We start from the raw sequence: 16,189 nt of genomic DNA, 5'->3' as shown, positions 1-16,189 counted from the left end.
AGACTTCGGCGTGGCTTCGCCCCTGACATGATCCGCTTCCTCGTCAAACGCGTCCTCCTCACCGTCCCGACCTTCGTCGCCCTCATCTTCCTCGTCTTCGTGGCGATCCGGCTCGTGCCGGGCGATCCCGTCGAGGTCCGGGTGGGCGAGCACGGCATCGCGCCCGAACGCCTCGCCCTGCTGCGCCACGAACTCGGGCTCGACCTGCCGGTGTGGCGCCAGTTCCTCGGCTACGTGTGGCAACTCGCCCACGGCGACTTCGGCCGCTCGCTGTCGACGAGCAACCCCGTGCTCGGCGAGTTCCTGACCCTGTTCCCCGCCACGCTCGAACTCGCCGCCTGCGCGATGTTCATCGCCGTCCTGGTGGGCATCCCGCTGGGCGTCTTCGCCGCGGTGAAGCGCGGCAGCGTCTTCGACCAGGGCCTGATGGGGCTGTCTGTCACCGGCTACTCGATGCCGATCTTCTGGTGGGGGCTGCTGCTCATCATGCTGCTGGCCGAGCGGTGGCACCTCGTGCCGGTCGGCGGCCGCCTCGACCTGATCCGGTTCGACTACGACGCGCCGACCGGCTTCATGCTGATCGACAGCCTGCTGTCGGACGAGCCCGGCGCCTTCCTCGACGCCCTGCGCCACCTGGCGCTGCCCGCCTTCGTGCTGGGGACCATCCCGCTCGCCGTCATCGCCCGGATGACGCGTTCGTCCATGCTGGAAGTCCTGTCCGAGGACTACGTCCGCACCGCGCGGGCGAAAGGGCTGTCGCCGTTCCGCGTCGTCGGGCTGCACGCGCTGCGCAACGCCCTGATCCCCGTCGTCACGGTGATCGGGCTGCAGACCGGCACGTTGCTGGCCGGCGCGGTGCTGACCGAAACGATCTTCTCGTGGCCGGGCGTGGGCAAGTGGCTCATCGACGCCATCTCGCGGCGCGACTACCCGTCGCTGCAGGGCGGCATCATCCTGATCTCGGCGCTGGTGATCCTGGTCAACCTCGGCGTGGACCTGTTGTACGGCGCCATCAACCCGCGGATCCTCCATGGCCGCTGACACGCTGATCACCCTGGCCGAGGAGCCGAACCTGCACGCCCCGCCGTCGGGCGCGGCGAACCTGTGGGCCGCCTTCCGCGAGAACCGCGGCGCCGTGGCGGGTGCCGCCGTGGCGGTCGCCATCATGCTGCTGGCCGTGTTCGCGCCGCTCGTCGCCCCGCATTCCCCCTTCGAGCAGTTCCGCGACGCCATCAAGGCGCCCCCCGTCTGGGCCGGCGGGTCGTGGCGCTTCCCGTTCGGCACCGACGGCGCGGGGCGGGACATCCTGTCCCGCCTGATCTACGGCGCGCGGGTGTCGCTGTTCATCGGCTTCGCCGTGATGGCGGTGTCCTTCGGGGTCGGCGTCGTGCTGGGCCTGACGGCGGCCTTCAACAACCTCGCCGACGTCCTGATCACCCGCCTGATGGACGTCATCATGGCGGTGCCGTCCCTCGTGCTCGCCATCCTGGCGGTGGCGATCCTGGGCCCGAGCCTCACCAACACCATCATCGCCATCACGATCGTGTTCCTGCCGCGCTTCGTCCGGCTGGTGCGCGCTTCGGCCCTGGGCGAGCTCGACAAGGACTATGTCATGGCGGCCCGCGTGGCCGGGGTGAGGGGCCTCCGCCTCGCCTTCGGCACCGTGCTGCCCAACTGCCTCGCCCCGCTCATCGTGCAGGCGGCGCTCGGCGTGTCGGACGCCATCCTGGAAGCGGCGGCGCTGGGGTTCCTCGGCCTCGGCGCCCAGCCGCCGACGCCCGAGTGGGGCTCCATGCTGGCCGACGCGCGCCAGTTCATCCGCTCGGACCCGTGGATCGTCACCCTGCCGGGCCTCGCCATCCTGGTCACCGTCGTGGCCATCAACCTCGCCGGCGACGGGCTGCGCGACGCCCTCGACCCCAAGATGAGGCGCTCGTGATGAGCCTCCTGGACATCCGGAACCTCCGCGTCAGGTTCGCCACCCGCGGCGGCACCTTCACGGCCGTGGACGGCGTCGACCTGTCGGTCGACCCGCGCGAGATCGTCGCCGTCGTGGGCGAGTCCGGCTCGGGCAAGTCCGTCGCCATGCTGGCCGTGATGGGCCTGCTGCCCTGGACCGCCACGGTCGAGGCCGACGTCCTCAGCTTCGACGGCACCGACCTGCGCGCCCTGTCCAAGGCCGCGCGGCGCAGGATCGTCGGACGCGACATCGCCATGATCTTCCAGGAGCCGATGACCTCGCTGAACCCCTGCTTCACGGTGGGGTTCCAGATCCGCGAGATGCTGCGCGCCCACACCGGGCTCGACCGCGCGGCGCGCCAACGCCGCGCCGTCGAGCTTCTGGCCAAGGTCGGCATCCCCGAGCCCGAGCGCCGCTTGAAGAGCTACCCGCACCAGATGTCCGGCGGCATGAGCCAGCGCGTCATGATCGCCATGGCGATCTCCTGCGACCCGAAGCTCCTCATCGCCGACGAGCCCACCACGGCGCTCGACGTCACCATCCAGGCCCAGATCCTCGACCTGTTGAAAGCCCTGCAGCGCGACACCGGCATGGGCCTCGTGCTCATCACCCACGACATGGGCGTGGTGGCCGAGGTGGCGGACCGCGTGCTGGTGCAATATGCCGGCCGCCCGGTCGAAACCAACACCGCGCAGGCCCTCTTCGCCGACCGCCACCACCCCTACACCGAGGCGCTGCTGGCGGCGCTTCCCGAGCGCTCGACGGCGCGGCGCCTTCCCGCCATCCCCGGCGTCGTGCCGGGGCAGTTCGACCGCCCGCCGGCCTGCGTGTTCGAGCCGCGCTGCGCTTTCGCGTTCCGCCAGTGCCGCGAAGCGGCGCCGACGCCGGCCGCGCCCGAGCTCGGCCGCGCGCTTTGCCACATCCCGCTGGTCGGCGGCGTGCCGACGCCCGTGCGCGCCGAGGCGCATCGCCCGCGCGACGGGGTGCCGGCATGAGCGCGCTCCCCGTGGCCCCGCCCGCCGCGACGGTGGTCGACGCGCGCGACCTCCGCCGCACCTACGAGGTGCGCCGGGGCTTCTTCGGCCGCCCCGCCTCCGTCAAGGCGCTGTCGGGCGTGAGCTTCTCGCTCCGCGCGGGCGAAACGCTGGCGGTGGTGGGCGAGTCCGGCTCCGGCAAGTCGACGCTGAGCCGGCTGGTCACGCTGATCGAGCCCCCGACCGCCGGCGCGCTGCTGATCGAGGGGCGCGACGTGTCGGCCGCCGGCCCGGCCGAACGCCGGCAGCTCCGCCGCGACGTCCAGATAGTGTTCCAGAACCCCTACGGCTCGCTGAACCCGCGCCAAACGATCGCGGCCACGCTGGAAGAGCCGCTGATCGTCAACACCGGCATGCCCAAGGCCGAGCGCCGCGAAGCGGTGCGCGCCGCCATGGCGCGGGTGGGGCTGCGGCCCGAGTTCGCCGCTCGCTACCCGCACATGTTCTCCGGCGGCCAGCGCCAGCGCATCGCCATCGCGCGCGCCCTGATGCTGCGCCCGAAGATCCTCGTGCTCGACGAGCCGGTGGCGGCGCTCGACGTGTCGATCCGCGCCCAGGTGTTGAATCTCCTGGCGGACCTGCAGGACGAGTTCGGCCTGGCGTATCTCTTCGTCAGCCACGACCTCGGCGTCGTCGAGCACATCGCCGACCGGATCATGGTGATCTACCTCGGCCATGCCGTGGAGATCGGCACCCGCGAAGCGATCTTCGGCGCGCCCCAGCACCCCTACACGCGGGCGCTGCTGTCCGCGACGCCCAGCGCCGACCCGACGCGCCGCAAGGAGCGCATCGTGCTGAAGGGCGAGCCGCCTTCGCCGATCGACCCGCCGAGCGGCTGCGTGTTCCATCCGCGCTGCCCGCTCGCCTTCGACCGGTGCCGCGTCGACGCACCCCCGTTGGAAGCCAAGCGGGGCCGCGACGTGGCGTGCTGGGCCGTGGAAGCGTAGACAGGATCGGCGCCGCCCCCGAGCGGCGCGAGTTCGGACGGGGTGCCGCTTGGGAGCATCGCAGGAGATCGACGCCGCATCGCCGCGCGGGCTGCTGCGCAGCCGCGCCGCCCGGGCCGTGATCGGCACGGGGCTGCTCGCCATCGCGCTGATGCTGGCCGCGACCGCCACGATCGCGGTCCGCCGCTACAACGCCGAGCTCGCCGATGCCGCCCGCGAGCTGCGCACGCTCGACCTGCTGCTGGCGGCCGAAACCGGCCGATCGTTCCAAAGCGTCGAGCTGGTGCTCGACAACGTCGCCGAGCAGGTGGGCGCCGAAGGCGCCGTCACGCCCGACGCCGTGGCCGAGCGCGCATCCACGCGGGCGATGCACGACCTGCTCAAGGCCCGCGTCGCCGACGTGCCGCAGCTCGACGCCGTCACGATCATCTCGGCTTCCGGCAAGCTCCTCAACTTTTCGCGATACTGGCCGATCCCCGACGTCCGGCTCGACGACCGCGACTACTTCAGGGCGCTTCGGGACGTCCACGACAAGCTGTTCCTCAGCGAGCCGCTGCTGAACCGCGGCTCCGGGACCCCCACCGTGTATCTCGCGCGCCGCCTGTCGGCGCCGGACGGCAGCTTCCTCGGCCTGGCGCTCGGCGCCGTCGAGCTGTCGTCCTTCGACAGGCTCTACGCTTCGCTCCAGCTCGGGCCCGGCAACATCATCGCCCTTTGGCGCCGCGACGGCGTGCTGCTGGCCCGCTATCCCGCGATCGAGGCGGGGCGGCGCATGCCGCCGGACGCCATCATGCCGCCGGACCTGCCGTGGCACGGGGTGCCGGGCGTCTTCGCCCGCGAAGGCAACCTCGACGGCAACGGCTCCGAGATGCGCGTCATCGCCTCGCATCCGGCGGACGGCAACGTGCCGGTGCAGGTCAACATCGGGCGGAGCCAGCGCCTCGTCCTGCGGGACTGGCGCCGCGACATCGTGGGCATCGGCACCGCGGTCGCGGTGGCGTCGCTCTGCGTGCTCGGCCTGATGTGGGCGCTGCTGCGGCGCTTCGGCGCCTACGAGGCCGAAGCGGCCCGCGAAGCCGCCGAGGAGGCCAACCGCGCGAAATCCAACTTCCTCGCCAACATGAGCCACGAGCTGCGCACGCCGCTGTCGGCCGTGATCGGCTACACCGAGCTCCTGGAAGAAGAGCTCGACGACCTGGGCGAGCACAGGGTGCTCGACGACCTGAACAAGGTGAAGGGCAACGCCAAGCACCTGCTCGGCCTCATCAACGACGTGCTCGACCTCAGCAAGGTCGAGGCGAACCGCATGGACGTGTTTCCCGAGGACTTCGCGGTCGCGGGCTTCGTCGAGGAAGCCGCCGCTTCCGTCGACGCGCTGGTGCGGCGCAAGCACAATCGCCTCGTGCTGGACCTGGGGGAAGGGCTCGGAGTCCTGCGGTCGGACGTCGTCAAGCTGCGCCAATGCCTGCTCAACCTCCTGTCCAACGCGGCCAAGTTCACCGAAGGCGGCTGCATCACGCTGCGCGTGCGGCGCGAGGCCGATTGGATGTGCTTCGCCGTGGAGGACACCGGCATCGGCATGTCGCCCGAACAGCTGGGGCGCCTGTTCCAGCGCTTCATCCAGGCCGACGAGTCGACCACCCGCCGCTTCGGCGGCACGGGGCTCGGCTTGGCGCTGAGCCGCGCCTTCGCGCGGCTGCTCGGCGGCGACATCGCGGTCGAGAGCGAGCCGGGGCGCGGCACCGTGTTCACCCTGCGGGTGCCGGCCGTGACGGTGCGCGCCGCCCCGTCGGTGGCCGACGCGGCTTGACGGGCGGCCCCTGCGGCACGCCCGGCTGACCGCGGGGCGGGCCCGAGGACGCCTCGCCATCCTGGCGCCGCTTCGCCCCGCGATGCTAGGTTCAGGCGGCCGGGCCGGCGTTCGAGGATGCGACGCCCGGCGCCAGGACGTGAGCCCCGCGATCGGGGCTTTCCAAGCACAGAGGCCGATGCTCACACAGCCGATCGTGCTGCCCGACGACGGGCGGCAATCCGAAACCGCGCGCGAAGTCGTGCGCGGGACGCGGCGCCTGCTGCGCGCCCGCAACATCGCCACCGTGACGGAGCTCGTGCTGGCCGACGGCCGGCGCCCCGACATCGTCGGGCTCGGGCCGGACGGGACCATCACCATCGTCGAGGTGAAGTCGTCGATCGCGGATTTCCGGGCGGACCGGAAATGGCACCACTACCGCGCCTTCTGCGACCACCTGTATTTCGCCATCCCCATCACGCTGCCGGTGGCGGTGATGCCGGACGAGACGGGGATCATCGTCGCCGACGGCTACGGCGGCGAAGTGGTGCGCGACGCCCTGCTGGCGAAGCTCGCCCCCGCCACCCGCCGCGCCATGACGATCCGTTTCGCCCAGGCCGCGGCCGACCGCCTGCACGCCCTGGCGGACGCCGGCCGCCCGTCCTGACGCCGCCCGACCGGGGGGCGCTCGCCCCCTTCGTCGGGCCTGGAACCCCGCCATGGTGGCGGCGTTGCCATGGCGGCATATCGACGACAGGAGGCGACGCCATGGACCAGGACGACGAGAAGCGGCGCGCCATCGACGTCGAACCCTTCGAGCCGAGAAGCCCGGACCTCGAGGGCGGCGACACCTCGATGGATCCCGAAAGCATGACGCTCGAAGACCTCGCCGAGGCCGAGAACAGCCGTCCCGACATCCCGGGGGAAACGGTCGACGGCCTCGACGAGATGGACGAGGAGGTCCGCCGCCAGGCCGAGGATCTCCCCACCGAAACCCCTGGGAGAGGTTTGTGATGGCTGACAACGACGACTACGAGCGCATCTCGCGCAAGGCGTTCGAGATCTGGGAAAGCGAAGGCCGTCCGCACGGCCGCGACCGGGCGCATTGGGACCAGGCGAAGGAGATCGTCGCGCTCCACGACAGCATGGGCGACACGCTGCTGCCGCGCGACACCGGCTCCTTCGAGCCCGAGGAGCCCAGCCAGGCCGTCGAAGCCTACGGCGACATGCCGGGCATCACGGACCAGGGCCGCGACGACCTCGTCGACCTCGACCGCGAGCCCGAGATCACCAAGCCGTCGCACGCGACGCATTCCACGGGCGACACGGCCGGCCACGTCGCCCGCTCGCGGCGCGACGAGGATCCGGACATCGACGACCGCGAAGCCGTGACGCCGGCCCCGAAGGTCGCCGCCGTGACGCCGACGCCGTCGAACCCGACGCTCGGCGTTTCCGCCCCGCGCGAGGCCGTCAAGACGGACCCCGACCTCGACGCGCCGCAGGCCCTGGTTCCGAAGACCGCGGGCGCCGCCCCGAAGGTGGCCGGCTCGGCGCCCGGCCTGGGGATCGCCCCGGTCGGCAACGGCGCCGCGACCTCGGGCACGACCCCGACGCCCGCCGCTTCGCCGTCCGCTGCCGCGGCGCCGGCCGGCGCGGCGGCGCGCTCGGGCAAGAACCCCGGAGCGGCTCCGGGCGGGCTGCCGCCGATCGCCACGGGCGCCGGCCAGGCCCCCGGTGCGCCGGACGACGCGAAGCTCGGCTCGGGCCTGCAAGCCTCGCCCACCGGCAACAGCGCGCCCGTGACCGGCAAGAACCCGCCGAAGCCGGCGTCGTCGCCCGGCCCGGTCACCAAGGGCCGGTCGAGCGACCGGCGCTGACCGGGACCCGCCGCTCGAACCGCGAAAGGGCCGCTTCGGCGGCCCTTTTTCGTGGGATCACCACCCCGCCGCGATGGCGTCGTGGACCGGGTGGCCGGGCGTGAAGGCGAGCTTGGCGGCGAGCGCGAGGCTGATCGTCACGATGAGCGGCTTCACCAGAACGGCGCCGTGGCGCATGGCCAGCCGTGCCCCGACCTGCGCGCCCACGAAAGACGACGCCCCCATGGCGAGGCCGACCGTCCAGATCACATGCCCGCCGAGCGCCAAGGTGGCGAGCCCGGCCAGGTTGCTGGCGACGTTGCACAGCTTGGTGTGGGCCGTGGCCTTCACGGCGCCGAAGCCCAGCACCCCGGCGAGCCCCGCCATGTAGAACGAGCCCGCGCCGGGGCCGAACACGCCGTCGTAGAAGCCCACGAGCGGCACCACGGTCGCTAGAAAGGCGGGGCGGGACAGGAGGCGGGGACGCCCCTCGTCGCCGAAGCGGGGTGAAGCCGCGAAATACGCCGCCACGCCGAGCAGCACGAAGGGCAGGGCGACCGAGATGGCGCGCTGCGGCATGTGGTCCAACGCCAGCGCGCCCGCCACGGAGCCGGCCGCCGCCGCCAGCGCGAAGGGCCAGGAGCCGAGCGGCAGGTGGCCGGCCCGCGCGAAGGCCGCCGTGGCCGAGGTGGTGCCGAAACACCCCTGCAGCTTGTTGGTGGCGAGGAGGCTCCGCGGGTCGATGCCCGCGAGCACCAGGGCGGGCACGGTCAACAGGCCGCCCCCTCCCGCGACGGCGTCCATGCAGGGCGGCCAGCGACACGGCGCTCAGGCCCGCGAGGGTCGGAAGATCGATCGACATGGGCAGGACGGGTCCCCGGCGACGCGCGGGGTGCGGATCGACGCCGCGCGGCGGGCGCCGACGCGCCGCGGACCGTGATTAGGGCGAATCGCGATCCGAAGACATCCCGTCGCATGCCTCCGGTCGCTTCGCGGTGCGGTCGGCGGCTGCCGGGGTCACAGCATTTCCAGCGCCACCTTCCGGGTCGGGGCCGGGAAAGCCCGGTCGAGCTCGGCGATGTCGTCGTCGGTGAGGCGGAGGTCCGCCGCGGCGCGGTTCTCCTCGACGTGGGCCACCGTGCCGGCCTTGGGGATCACCAGCATGTCGGGGCGGCGCAGCAGCCAAGCCAAAGCCACCTGCAGCCCCGTCGCACCATGCCGCCCGGCCACGGCGTCGAGCGCCGGATGGCCGAGCAGGCGCCCCTGCTCGACGGGGCTGTAGGCCATGGCGGGCATGGACAGCTTGTCCAGGAGCGGCAGCAGGTCGAATTCCGGACCGCGCCGGGTCAGGTTGAACAGGATCTGGTTCGCCGCGCAGCCGTCGCCGCCCGCGTCGAGCAGGTCCTCGACGTCGTCGGCGTCGAAGTTCGACACGCCCCAGGCGCCGATCAGCCCTTCGTCGCGCAGGGCCTCCATGGCGTCCACGGTTTCGGCCAGCGGCACGCCCCCGCGCCAATGCAGCAGGTACAGGTCGAGGCGTTCGGCCTTCAACCGCTTCAGGCTGCCCTCGCAGGCGCGCCGCAGCCGACCCCGGCCGGCGTTCTGCGGATAGGCCTTGGACACGAGGAACACGCGGTCGCGCAGCCCGTCCAGCGCTTCGCCGAGGAAGGATTCGGTGGCGCCTTCGCCATACATCTCGGCGGTGTCGATGAGGGTGAGGCCGCGCTCGACGCCGGCCCGCAGCGCCGCCGCCTCGGCGGCGCGCCGCTCCGGGTCCTCTCCCATGTGCCACGTGCCCTGGCCCAGCGCCGGCACGCGGCGCCCGCCCGGCAGCGTCACGGTTCCGATCTCGCTCATGCTGGGCTCCCCGAAGGCTGTGGGGGCCCAACCCGGCCGGAGCCGTCAGAGTTCGATTTCGAGCCCCAGTTCGACGGCCTGGGCGGTCGGCACGCCGAAATACACGGCGGTGCGTTCCGAGTTGCGGGCCATGAAGGCGAAGACCTTCTTGCGCCAGCGGGCGAGGCCGTCGCGCTCGCGCGACGGGATCACGGTTTCGCGCCCGACGATGTAGGTGATGGCGGCGGGGTCCACGTCCTGCAGAAGGCCGCGCTCGAGGGCGAGGGCGATGCCGCCGGGCACCGAGGGCGCCTCGTCGAAACCGTAGGTGAGGACGAGCCGGTCGATGCCCTGGCCGAGCGGCACCACCCGGGCCCGCTGTTCGGGCGGCACGCGGGGCCGCTCGGTCGTGACGGCGGAAACGATGAGCACGCGCTTCTGGACGGCGCGGTTGGTGCGCACGAAGTTGGACAGGGGGAGGGGCAGGCCGGACGTTCCGGCGGTCAGGTAGGCCGCGCTGGTCGGCAGGCGCAGCAGGCGGAGACCCGGGCCCCCGACCGCGCAGGCGTCGACGAGCCGCGACTCGGGCTCGCGCATGGCGGCGCGCTGCGCTTCCAGCAGGTGGTTGCCGCGGCGCCAGGTGAGCATCAGGAAGGCGACCGACAGGGCGAGCAGCAGCGGGAACCAGCCGCCCTCGAACAGCTTCACGGCATTGGCGGAGAAGAACACCAGGTCGATCAGGAAGAAGGCGCCGTTCACCGCGATCACGGCGGCGGGCGGGAACCCCCACTGGATCGCCACCAGGGCCGCCAGGACGGTGGTGATAGCCATCAGGGCCGAGACCGCGATCCCGTAGGCGCCGGCCAGCGCGTCCGACGAGCCGAAGGCCAGCACGGCGCCGAGCGTGGCGGCGGCGAGGAGCCAGTTGACCAGCGGCAGGTAGATCTGCCCGATCTCGTCCGCCGCCGTGTGGACGATGTGCATCTTCGGCAGGAAGCCGAGCTGGATCGACTGCTGGGTGAGCGAGAAGGCGCCCGAGATGATCGCCTGGCTGGCGATGACGGTGGCGGCCGTGGCGAAGACCACAAGGGGATAGTGGAGCCAGTCGGGCGCCAGCTGGTAGAAGGGGTTGTCGATGGCGGCGGGTTCGGCCAGCAGCAGCCCGCCCTGGCCGAAGTAGTTCAGCACCAGGCAAGGCAGCACCACGGCGAACCAGGACGCCCGGATCGACGGGGCGCCGAAGTGACCCATGTCGGCGTACATGGCTTCGCCCCCCGTCACCGCCAGAAAGGCGGCCCCGAGGATGGCGAAGGAGACCGCCGGCCCGGCGTGGACGGTGAAGCTCACGGCCGCCCAGGGGTTCACGGCCTGCAGGATGGCGGGTGCCTTGACGATGCCGTGGACGCCGAGCAGCGCCAGCGCGGCGAACCACACCAGCATGATCGGCCCGAAGACGCGGCCGATGGAGCCGGTGCCGAAGCGCTGCGCCAGGAACAACGCGATCAGCACCACGACCGTGATGGGCAGCACGAAGGCGGACAGCGCCGGCGCGTCGACCTTCAGACCCTCGACGGCGGACAGGACCGAGATGGCGGGCGTGATGGCGCCGTCGCCGTAGAGCAGCGCCGCGCCGATCAGCCCGAAGATCAGCAGAACGGCGCGCCAGGTGCCGGGCTTGGCTTCGCGGGCGTGCAGCAGCGCCAGCATGGCGACGATGCCGCCCTCGCCGCGGTTGTCGGCCCGCATGATCAGGATCGCGTATTTGATCGACACGACGAAGATCAGCGACCACAGGATCACCGACACCGCGCCGACCACCGCGGCGGGGGCCGGCTGCGACGCGCCCGCCATGGCGGCCTTCACGGCCTCCTTCAGGGCGTAGAGCGGGCTCGTGCCGATGTCGCCGTAGACGATGCCGAGCGCCCCCAGGGCGGCGGCCGCACCGAGCCTGTTCGGCTCGTGCTGGGCTGGTTCGTCGCTCAAGCGTCCCCCGTCGTCTGGCGCCCCGCAGGACCGGGGCGCTCCCTTATGCGACAGTTCGGGCCCGCTGCCAGCTTTCTGAGCGCCATCTCAGTCCCCGACCGCGTTTCGACCGAGATCGCGCGGCGGTGTGCCGCCGGCGCCATCACGGCGGACCCTCGTCCCCCATGGCGGCCCGCAGCGCCGCCGCGGTTTCGGCGCACAGCGCCGCGTAGGCGGGCGCCGTGCGGAACTCCCGCGTGCGGGCGCGGCGGCCCGGCACCGCCACTTCGGCGACGGCCCGGCCGGGGTGGGACGCCATGACGACGACGCGGTCCGACAGGAACACGCTTTCGCCGACCGAATGGGTGACGAAGACCAGCGTGGTGCCGAGCGCTGCGGCAAGCGCGGCGAGGTCGTCGTTCAGGCGGAAGCGCGTGATCTCGTCGAGCGCCGCGAAGGGTTCGTCCATCAGCAGCAGCGTCGGCCGCACCACCAGGGCCCGGGCGATCGACACCCGCATCCGCATGCCGCCGGACAGCTGCGCCGGTCGGTGCCCGGCGAAGCGCCCCAAGCCGACGCGCTCGAGGGCTTCGGCGACGCGCGGCGCGGCCTCGCGGCGCTGGATCCCCCGCAGGCGGAGCGGCAGCCGCACGTTGTCGGCGGCCGTCGCCCAGGGCATCAGCGTCGCGTCCTGGAACACGAAGCCGACCTCCGTCCTCCCCTGCGGCCAGGCGATGCGCCCGGCGCTCGGCCGGTCGAGCCCGGCCAGCAGCCTCAACACCGTTGACTTGCCGCAGCCGGACGGGCCGACCAGCGACAGGACTTCGCCGGCCCGCACGGCGAGGTCGAGGCCGTCGAGCGCCGCGGTTCCGTCGGCGAAGCGCCGGCCCACGCCGTCCATCGCGACGAGGGTCGGCCCGGCTTCCCGCCGCTCAGCCGTGGCTGACGTCATCCCCGAACATCAGCATGGCGTCCTTGTTGGAAAAGTTCGGCACGTCGCCGATGATCGGCCCGCCTTCAGCCTTCAGCGCCGCCCGGATGCCCTCGACGCTGCCGAAGGCGAGCGTCGCCATGACGCTGAACGGCGTGCGCTCCGGCGGGCCGTCGAACTTGACCACCTTCCAACCCGTCATGCCGTGCGCGCCGAAGCGCTCCATCACCAGGGGCATGTGGCGGCCGAGGTAATAGTCCATGTCGAACGTGGCGTCGGCCTGGTTGGGGTAGAGCACCGTGACGGTGGCGGCCATGATCGTCCTCCCTGGGTCTCGGCCCAGTGTAGCGCCGGTTTCGCGCGCGTCGAGGCCGGCCGGGCGTTGACAGCGGCGTCCCTGACCGTTAGGCACCGCGACTGGTAGGAGGGCGGTTTTTCCGCCTTTCGGCGCTTGCGGGCTTTCTGCCGCGCGCCGCTCCACGCCGACAATCAACGGGCTGCCCCCGACGGGTCACCCTCACAAGAAGACGGCCGCCCGCGAACCCGGGCAGAGCCGATCGAGATCGAAGGTACGGAAGAGATGTTCGCAGTCATCAAGACCGGCGGGAAGCAGTACAAGGTTTCCGCCGACGACGAGATCGTGGTCATGTCGCTCGAAGGCGAAGCCGGGGCGGAGATCACCTTCAACCAGGTGCTGAGCTACAACGACGGCGCCACCATGCAGGTCGGCGCCCCGCTGGTCGACGGCGCCACCGTGGCGGCCGAAATCGTCAAGCAGACGCGCAGCCCGAAGTCGATCTCGTTCAAGAAGCGCCGCCGCCAGAACTCGAAGCGCAAGCGCGGCCATCGCCAGGATCTCACGGTCGTGCGTATCACCGACATCCTCCTCGCCGGCCAGCAGCGTCGCCCCCGCGAAGCCCGCGCCGTCGAGACCGCCCCCGAGGCCGCTTCGGCGTAACGCCGGCGACCGTCCTTCCATCCATCCCACGGCCGGCCCGCCGGGCCGGAGATCCCGAATCTCCGCGGCGGCCCACGGCCTCGACAGAACTGAGGAGCACATCCCATGGCTCATAAGAAAGCAGGCGGCTCGTCCCGCAACGGCCGCGACTCCGACGGCCGCCGCCTCGGCGTGAAGAAGTTCGGCAGCGAAGCCGTGCGCGGCGGCAACATCATCGTCCGCCAGCGCGGCACCAAGTGGCATCCGGGCGCCAACGTCGGGATGGGCAAGGACCACACCCTCTTCGCCATGTGCGACGGGACCGTGGAATTCCAGAAGAAGCACGACGGCCGCACCTATATCGCGGTCCTCCAGAACACCGTGGTCGCACAGGCCGCGGAATAGGTGGGGCTCACGAGGGACCCCACCGGTGCTCACACACCCCGGTGGAAGGTCCCTCACGGAGCGCCAGACGCGCTCCACCCGGACCGGACAGCGACGGGCCGAAAGGCTCTCAGGGGGACGTGGGCATCCACGTCCCCCTTCGTCGTTTCCTGGGCCTGCGCCGTGCGGGCCCCGCTTTGGAGGTCCGGCATGTTTCCCGAGATCAGCCGCGAAGACATCTTCAGGATCGAAACCCGCCGCCTGTGGCTGCGCTGCCCGCAGGCCTTCGACGTGGCCGCCGCGGCGGATGCTTCCGCGCCGCCCCCGCCCGAGGCCGCGTCGGGCGATCCCTACCGGACAGCGGAGGTGCTGCGGGGCTGGCGCGCCGGCAACGCCACGGGCGCCGAGCTCCACTTCCTGCTGACGGGGCGCGGCGCCGACCGCAGCGTGTTGGGCGCCGTCGACCTCGAGCCCGTGCGCGGCCGTGCGGAAGCCTGCGGGCTGCGGCTGCGCGTGTGGCTCGACGGGCGCGCCCAGGGGCAGGGGCTCGCCACCGAGGCGGTCCAGGCCATGGTCGACGCGGCCTTCATGCTGACCGCGACGCCGCTGGTGTCGACGTCGGCGCGGGTGCTCGATCCCGCGTTCCGGCGCGTGGTGGAGAAGTGCGGCTTCTCGTCCTGCGGGACGGGGCTCGACCCGGCCCCGGACGGCCGCGGCCTGACCGCCTCCGACCGGTTCCGCCTGGACCGGAAGGCCTGGGCGAGCCTGAAGAGCTGGCGTGTCCCCGGCCTGCCCCAGGCACGGGTCGACGGGCGGGTTCGACCCTGCCTTTGAAGCCTCCCGACAGGCCGGCGGCGGCCTGGACGGACCCGCTTGCCCCTCATCCCGAGCAGGCCCGTGTCGTCCTGCGGCACGGGCGCTCCATGCCCCGCTCAGGACGAGGGGGCCGGTGTCAGCCGGCCACCCGCACCGCGTCGCCGACCGCGATCCGCCCGAGGCCGCGCGGGATGAGGTTCTGCCCGAAGATGATCCTGCCGCCGGCTTTGCGGCGGAAGCGGGCGAGCGTGCGCAGCGGCTCGGTGTCGTCCGACCTGACACCGGTGTCCTGGTCGACGGTGGTGACGGCACAGCGTGCGCAGTCCTTCGTGCCGGCGAAGCGCACGGCGCCGGCGTGAAGCTCGGCCCAGCCGTCCTCGGCCCAGGGCTCCGCGCCTTCGACGGCGATGTTGGTGCGGAACCGGTCCATCCCGACGGGCGACGCCAGGCGCGCGTTGAGGTCGGCCAGGGAGGCGTCGTTGGTGACGAGGAGGGGAAAGCCGTCCGCGAAGGTGACCCTGTCGCGCGGGTCGGCGAAGTCCGGGTCGACGGGGCGGGCCGTGGCGGGGTCGGCCATGAAGACGAGACGGCACCGCGTGGCCAGCGCCGCGGACAGCCAGGCCGCAGCCTCCGCGCCCGCGTCCCGCGCCGTCACCCGATCCTTCCAGACCGTGACGGCGACCGTTTCGGCCGCGTCGCCGGGCTGTGGGATGCCGACGCGTCCCGCGTTCGCCGCCGAGAGTTCGAGGCCGTCCCCGGCCAGCCTCGCCTCGACTGCCGCCATGCGGGGCCACTGCCGCTGGGTGAGGAAGCGGCCCGCCTCGTCCACCACCATGTAGCGGCGGTCGCCGGCGAGGCCCCAGGGCTCGACGGTCGCCGCCGGCACGGAATGGCCGCGCAGCCCCTTCACCGGATAGATTCTGATGTCGGAGATGCGCATGGGCCGGCTCCGCTCCGGGCGCTTCAGCGCTCTACGAAGGCCTTCTCGATGACGAACTGGCCGGGTTCGCCGTGGTTGCCCTCGACGAAACCCCGGTCGAGCAGCAGCGCCTTGGTGTCGTTGAGCATGCCGGGGGAGCCGCACATCATCACCCGGTCGCGCTCGCGGTCGAGCCCCTCGAGGCCGAGGTCGTCGGTGATCCGGCCGGATGCGAGGAGGTCGGTGATGCGGCCGGTGTTGCGGAAGGGCTCGCGCGTCACGGTCGGGTAGTAGACCAGCTTTTCCCGCAGCAGCTCGCCGATGAGCTCGTCCTCGGGCAGGGTCTTGGTGATCGTGTCCCCGTAGGCGAGCTCGGCCACCTGGCGCACGCCGTGGACCAGCACGACCTTCTCGAACCGCTCGTAGGTTTCGGGATCCTTGATGACGCTGAGGAAGGGCGCGAGGCCCGTGCCGGTGCCGAGCAGGAACAGGTTGCGGCCGTCGAACAGGTTGTCGATCACCAGCGTGCCGGTCGCCTTGCGGCTCACCATCACGGAGTCGCCGACCTTGAGGTGCTGGAGGTGCGAGGTCAGCGGGCCGTTGTCGACCTTGATCGAGAAGAACTCCAGCTCCTCCTCGTAGTTGGCGCTGGCCACCGAATAGGCGCGCAGCAGCGGCTTGCCGTTGACCGGGATGCCGATCATGGTGAACTCGCCGTTGCGGAAACGGAACGACGGGTTGCGAGTCGTCTTGAAGCTGAAGAGGTTGTCGGTCCAATGGTGGACGGACAGCACGGTCTCTTCGTTGAAGTTGCTCAC

Annotated in this window: 18 protein-coding genes; 11 read left to right on the top strand and 7 right to left on the bottom strand. The window is 72.0% G+C overall.

Translation table 11 applies throughout. The features are described 5' to 3' along the window. Nucleotides 1-27: 27 nt before the first annotated feature. The 8 genes from D3273_RS04980 (at nucleotide 28) to D3273_RS28715 (ending at nucleotide 7,607) form a co-directional block, all read left to right on the top strand. On the top strand, nucleotides 28-1,041 hold the full coding sequence (locus tag D3273_RS04980; protein ID WP_129224098.1) for an ABC transporter permease subunit: 1,014 nt from the start codon (nucleotides 28-30) through the stop codon (nucleotides 1,039-1,041). Beyond that, a complete protein-coding gene (locus D3273_RS04975; RefSeq protein ID WP_129224096.1) occupies nucleotides 1,031-1,939 on the top strand; it encodes an ABC transporter permease subunit in 909 nt (302 codons plus the stop codon). Before D3273_RS04980 ends, D3273_RS04975 begins: the two co-directional genes overlap by 11 nt. Further along, entirely contained in the window at nucleotides 1,939-2,955 is a 1,017-nt protein-coding gene (locus D3273_RS04970) for an ABC transporter ATP-binding protein (RefSeq protein ID WP_129224094.1), read from the top strand. The genes D3273_RS04975 and D3273_RS04970 overlap by 1 nt, the downstream gene beginning before the upstream one ends. Then, nucleotides 2,952-3,941 carry an ABC transporter ATP-binding protein gene (locus tag D3273_RS04965; protein ID WP_129224092.1) on the top strand — a complete coding sequence of 330 codons (990 nt, stop codon included), beginning with the start codon at nucleotides 2,952-2,954 and terminating at the stop codon, nucleotides 3,939-3,941. The genes D3273_RS04970 and D3273_RS04965 overlap by 4 nt, the downstream gene beginning before the upstream one ends. Before the next feature lie 49 nt (nucleotides 3,942-3,990). Continuing rightward, nucleotides 3,991-5,751, top strand: a complete 1,761-nt coding sequence (locus D3273_RS04960) for a sensor histidine kinase (protein WP_129224090.1) — start codon at nucleotides 3,991-3,993, stop codon at nucleotides 5,749-5,751. A 178-nt stretch (nucleotides 5,752-5,929) separates the two neighbouring features. Further along, nucleotides 5,930-6,397 (top strand): MmcB family DNA repair protein, encoded by a 468-nt coding sequence (locus D3273_RS04955; RefSeq protein ID WP_129224088.1) that lies wholly within the window; start codon nucleotides 5,930-5,932, stop codon nucleotides 6,395-6,397. A gap of 101 nt (nucleotides 6,398-6,498) precedes the next feature. Next, nucleotides 6,499-6,744 carry a hypothetical protein gene (locus D3273_RS04950; RefSeq protein WP_129224086.1) on the top strand — a complete coding sequence of 82 codons (246 nt, stop codon included), beginning with the start codon at nucleotides 6,499-6,501 and terminating at the stop codon, nucleotides 6,742-6,744. After that, nucleotides 6,744-7,607, top strand: a complete 864-nt coding sequence (locus tag D3273_RS28715; RefSeq protein WP_207210686.1) for a DUF2934 domain-containing protein — start codon at nucleotides 6,744-6,746, stop codon at nucleotides 7,605-7,607. Before D3273_RS04950 ends, D3273_RS28715 begins: the two co-directional genes overlap by 1 nt. Before the next feature lie 57 nt (nucleotides 7,608-7,664). On the opposite strand, the gene D3273_RS04940 is transcribed toward D3273_RS28715, so the two are convergent. From D3273_RS04940 to D3273_RS04920, 5 genes are all read right to left on the bottom strand, one after another. Further along, nucleotides 7,665-8,354, bottom strand: coding sequence for a TSUP family transporter (locus D3273_RS04940; protein ID WP_245501003.1), 690 nt, complete (start codon nucleotides 8,352-8,354; stop codon nucleotides 7,665-7,667). 249 nt (nucleotides 8,355-8,603) lie between these two features. Then, nucleotides 8,604-9,443 (bottom strand): aldo/keto reductase, encoded by an 840-nt coding sequence (locus D3273_RS04935; protein WP_129224082.1) that lies wholly within the window; start codon nucleotides 9,441-9,443, stop codon nucleotides 8,604-8,606. 45 nt (nucleotides 9,444-9,488) lie between these two features. Continuing rightward, nucleotides 9,489-11,405 (bottom strand): potassium transporter Kup, encoded by a 1,917-nt coding sequence (locus tag D3273_RS04930; RefSeq protein ID WP_129224080.1) that lies wholly within the window; start codon nucleotides 11,403-11,405, stop codon nucleotides 9,489-9,491. Nucleotides 11,406-11,547: 142 nt separating this feature from the next. After that, the gene (locus D3273_RS04925) at nucleotides 11,548-12,336 is read right to left on the bottom strand and encodes an ABC transporter ATP-binding protein (protein WP_129224078.1); all 789 of its coding nucleotides are present in this window, start codon (nucleotides 12,334-12,336) and stop codon (nucleotides 11,548-11,550) included. Continuing rightward, nucleotides 12,317-12,631, bottom strand: coding sequence for an EthD family reductase (locus tag D3273_RS04920; RefSeq protein WP_129224076.1), 315 nt, complete (start codon nucleotides 12,629-12,631; stop codon nucleotides 12,317-12,319). Before D3273_RS04920 ends, D3273_RS04925 begins: the two co-directional genes overlap by 20 nt. A gap of 264 nt (nucleotides 12,632-12,895) precedes the next feature. On the opposite strand from D3273_RS04920, the gene rplU reads away from it, so the two are divergent. The 3 genes from rplU (at nucleotide 12,896) to D3273_RS04905 (ending at nucleotide 14,470) form a co-directional block, all read left to right on the top strand. Next, nucleotides 12,896-13,273 (top strand): 50S ribosomal protein L21, encoded by a 378-nt coding sequence (rplU, locus tag D3273_RS04915; protein ID WP_129224074.1) that lies wholly within the window; start codon nucleotides 12,896-12,898, stop codon nucleotides 13,271-13,273. A 105-nt stretch (nucleotides 13,274-13,378) separates the two neighbouring features. Beyond that, on the top strand, nucleotides 13,379-13,657 hold the full coding sequence (gene rpmA / locus D3273_RS04910) for a 50S ribosomal protein L27 (protein ID WP_129224072.1): 279 nt from the start codon (nucleotides 13,379-13,381) through the stop codon (nucleotides 13,655-13,657). A gap of 189 nt (nucleotides 13,658-13,846) precedes the next feature. Next, nucleotides 13,847-14,470 (top strand): GNAT family N-acetyltransferase, encoded by a 624-nt coding sequence (locus tag D3273_RS04905; RefSeq protein WP_129224070.1) that lies wholly within the window; start codon nucleotides 13,847-13,849, stop codon nucleotides 14,468-14,470. A gap of 118 nt (nucleotides 14,471-14,588) precedes the next feature. On the opposite strand, the gene D3273_RS04900 is transcribed toward D3273_RS04905, so the two are convergent. Together D3273_RS04900 and D3273_RS04895 are read right to left on the bottom strand one after the other, a co-directional pair. Beyond that, the gene (locus tag D3273_RS04900) at nucleotides 14,589-15,392 is read right to left on the bottom strand and encodes an MOSC domain-containing protein (RefSeq protein ID WP_129224069.1); all 804 of its coding nucleotides are present in this window, start codon (nucleotides 15,390-15,392) and stop codon (nucleotides 14,589-14,591) included. 23 nt (nucleotides 15,393-15,415) lie between these two features. Beyond that, nucleotides 15,416-16,189 carry a ferredoxin--NADP reductase gene (locus tag D3273_RS04895; protein WP_129224068.1) on the bottom strand — a complete coding sequence of 258 codons (774 nt, stop codon included), beginning with the start codon at nucleotides 16,187-16,189 and terminating at the stop codon, nucleotides 15,416-15,418.

Source organism: Lichenibacterium minor (assembly GCF_004137685.1).
Taxonomy (GTDB): Bacteria; Pseudomonadota; Alphaproteobacteria; order Rhizobiales; family Beijerinckiaceae; genus Lichenihabitans; species Lichenihabitans minor.
Note: the sequence above shows the minus strand (reverse complement) of the source record. Positions and strands in the feature narration are given on the sequence as shown.

Excerpts from the sequence above, each read along its gene's own strand:
- D3273_RS28715 (WP_207210686.1), top strand. The coding sequence starts at position 6,744 with ATGGCTGACAACGACGACTACGAGCGCATCTCGCGCAAGGCGTTCGAG.
- D3273_RS04935 (WP_129224082.1), bottom strand. The coding sequence starts at position 9,443 with ATGAGCGAGATCGGAACCGTGACGCTGCCGGGCGGGCGCCGCGTGCCG.
- D3273_RS04980 (WP_129224098.1), top strand. The coding sequence starts at position 28 with ATGATCCGCTTCCTCGTCAAACGCGTCCTCCTCACCGTCCCGACCTTC.
- D3273_RS04950 (WP_129224086.1), top strand. The coding sequence starts at position 6,499 with ATGGACCAGGACGACGAGAAGCGGCGCGCCATCGACGTCGAACCCTTC.
- D3273_RS04970 (WP_129224094.1), top strand. The coding sequence starts at position 1,939 with ATGAGCCTCCTGGACATCCGGAACCTCCGCGTCAGGTTCGCCACCCGC.
- D3273_RS04965 (WP_129224092.1), top strand. The coding sequence starts at position 2,952 with ATGAGCGCGCTCCCCGTGGCCCCGCCCGCCGCGACGGTGGTCGACGCG.
- D3273_RS04975 (WP_129224096.1), top strand. The coding sequence starts at position 1,031 with ATGGCCGCTGACACGCTGATCACCCTGGCCGAGGAGCCGAACCTGCAC.
- D3273_RS04955 (WP_129224088.1), top strand. The coding sequence starts at position 5,930 with ATGCTCACACAGCCGATCGTGCTGCCCGACGACGGGCGGCAATCCGAA.
- D3273_RS04905 (WP_129224070.1), top strand. The coding sequence starts at position 13,847 with ATGTTTCCCGAGATCAGCCGCGAAGACATCTTCAGGATCGAAACCCGC.
- D3273_RS04920 (WP_129224076.1), bottom strand. The coding sequence starts at position 12,631 with ATGGCCGCCACCGTCACGGTGCTCTACCCCAACCAGGCCGACGCCACG.
- D3273_RS04900 (WP_129224069.1), bottom strand. The coding sequence starts at position 15,392 with ATGCGCATCTCCGACATCAGAATCTATCCGGTGAAGGGGCTGCGCGGC.
- rpmA (WP_129224072.1), top strand. The coding sequence starts at position 13,379 with ATGGCTCATAAGAAAGCAGGCGGCTCGTCCCGCAACGGCCGCGACTCC.
- D3273_RS04925 (WP_129224078.1), bottom strand. The coding sequence starts at position 12,336 with ATGACGTCAGCCACGGCTGAGCGGCGGGAAGCCGGGCCGACCCTCGTC.
- rplU (WP_129224074.1), top strand. The coding sequence starts at position 12,896 with ATGTTCGCAGTCATCAAGACCGGCGGGAAGCAGTACAAGGTTTCCGCC.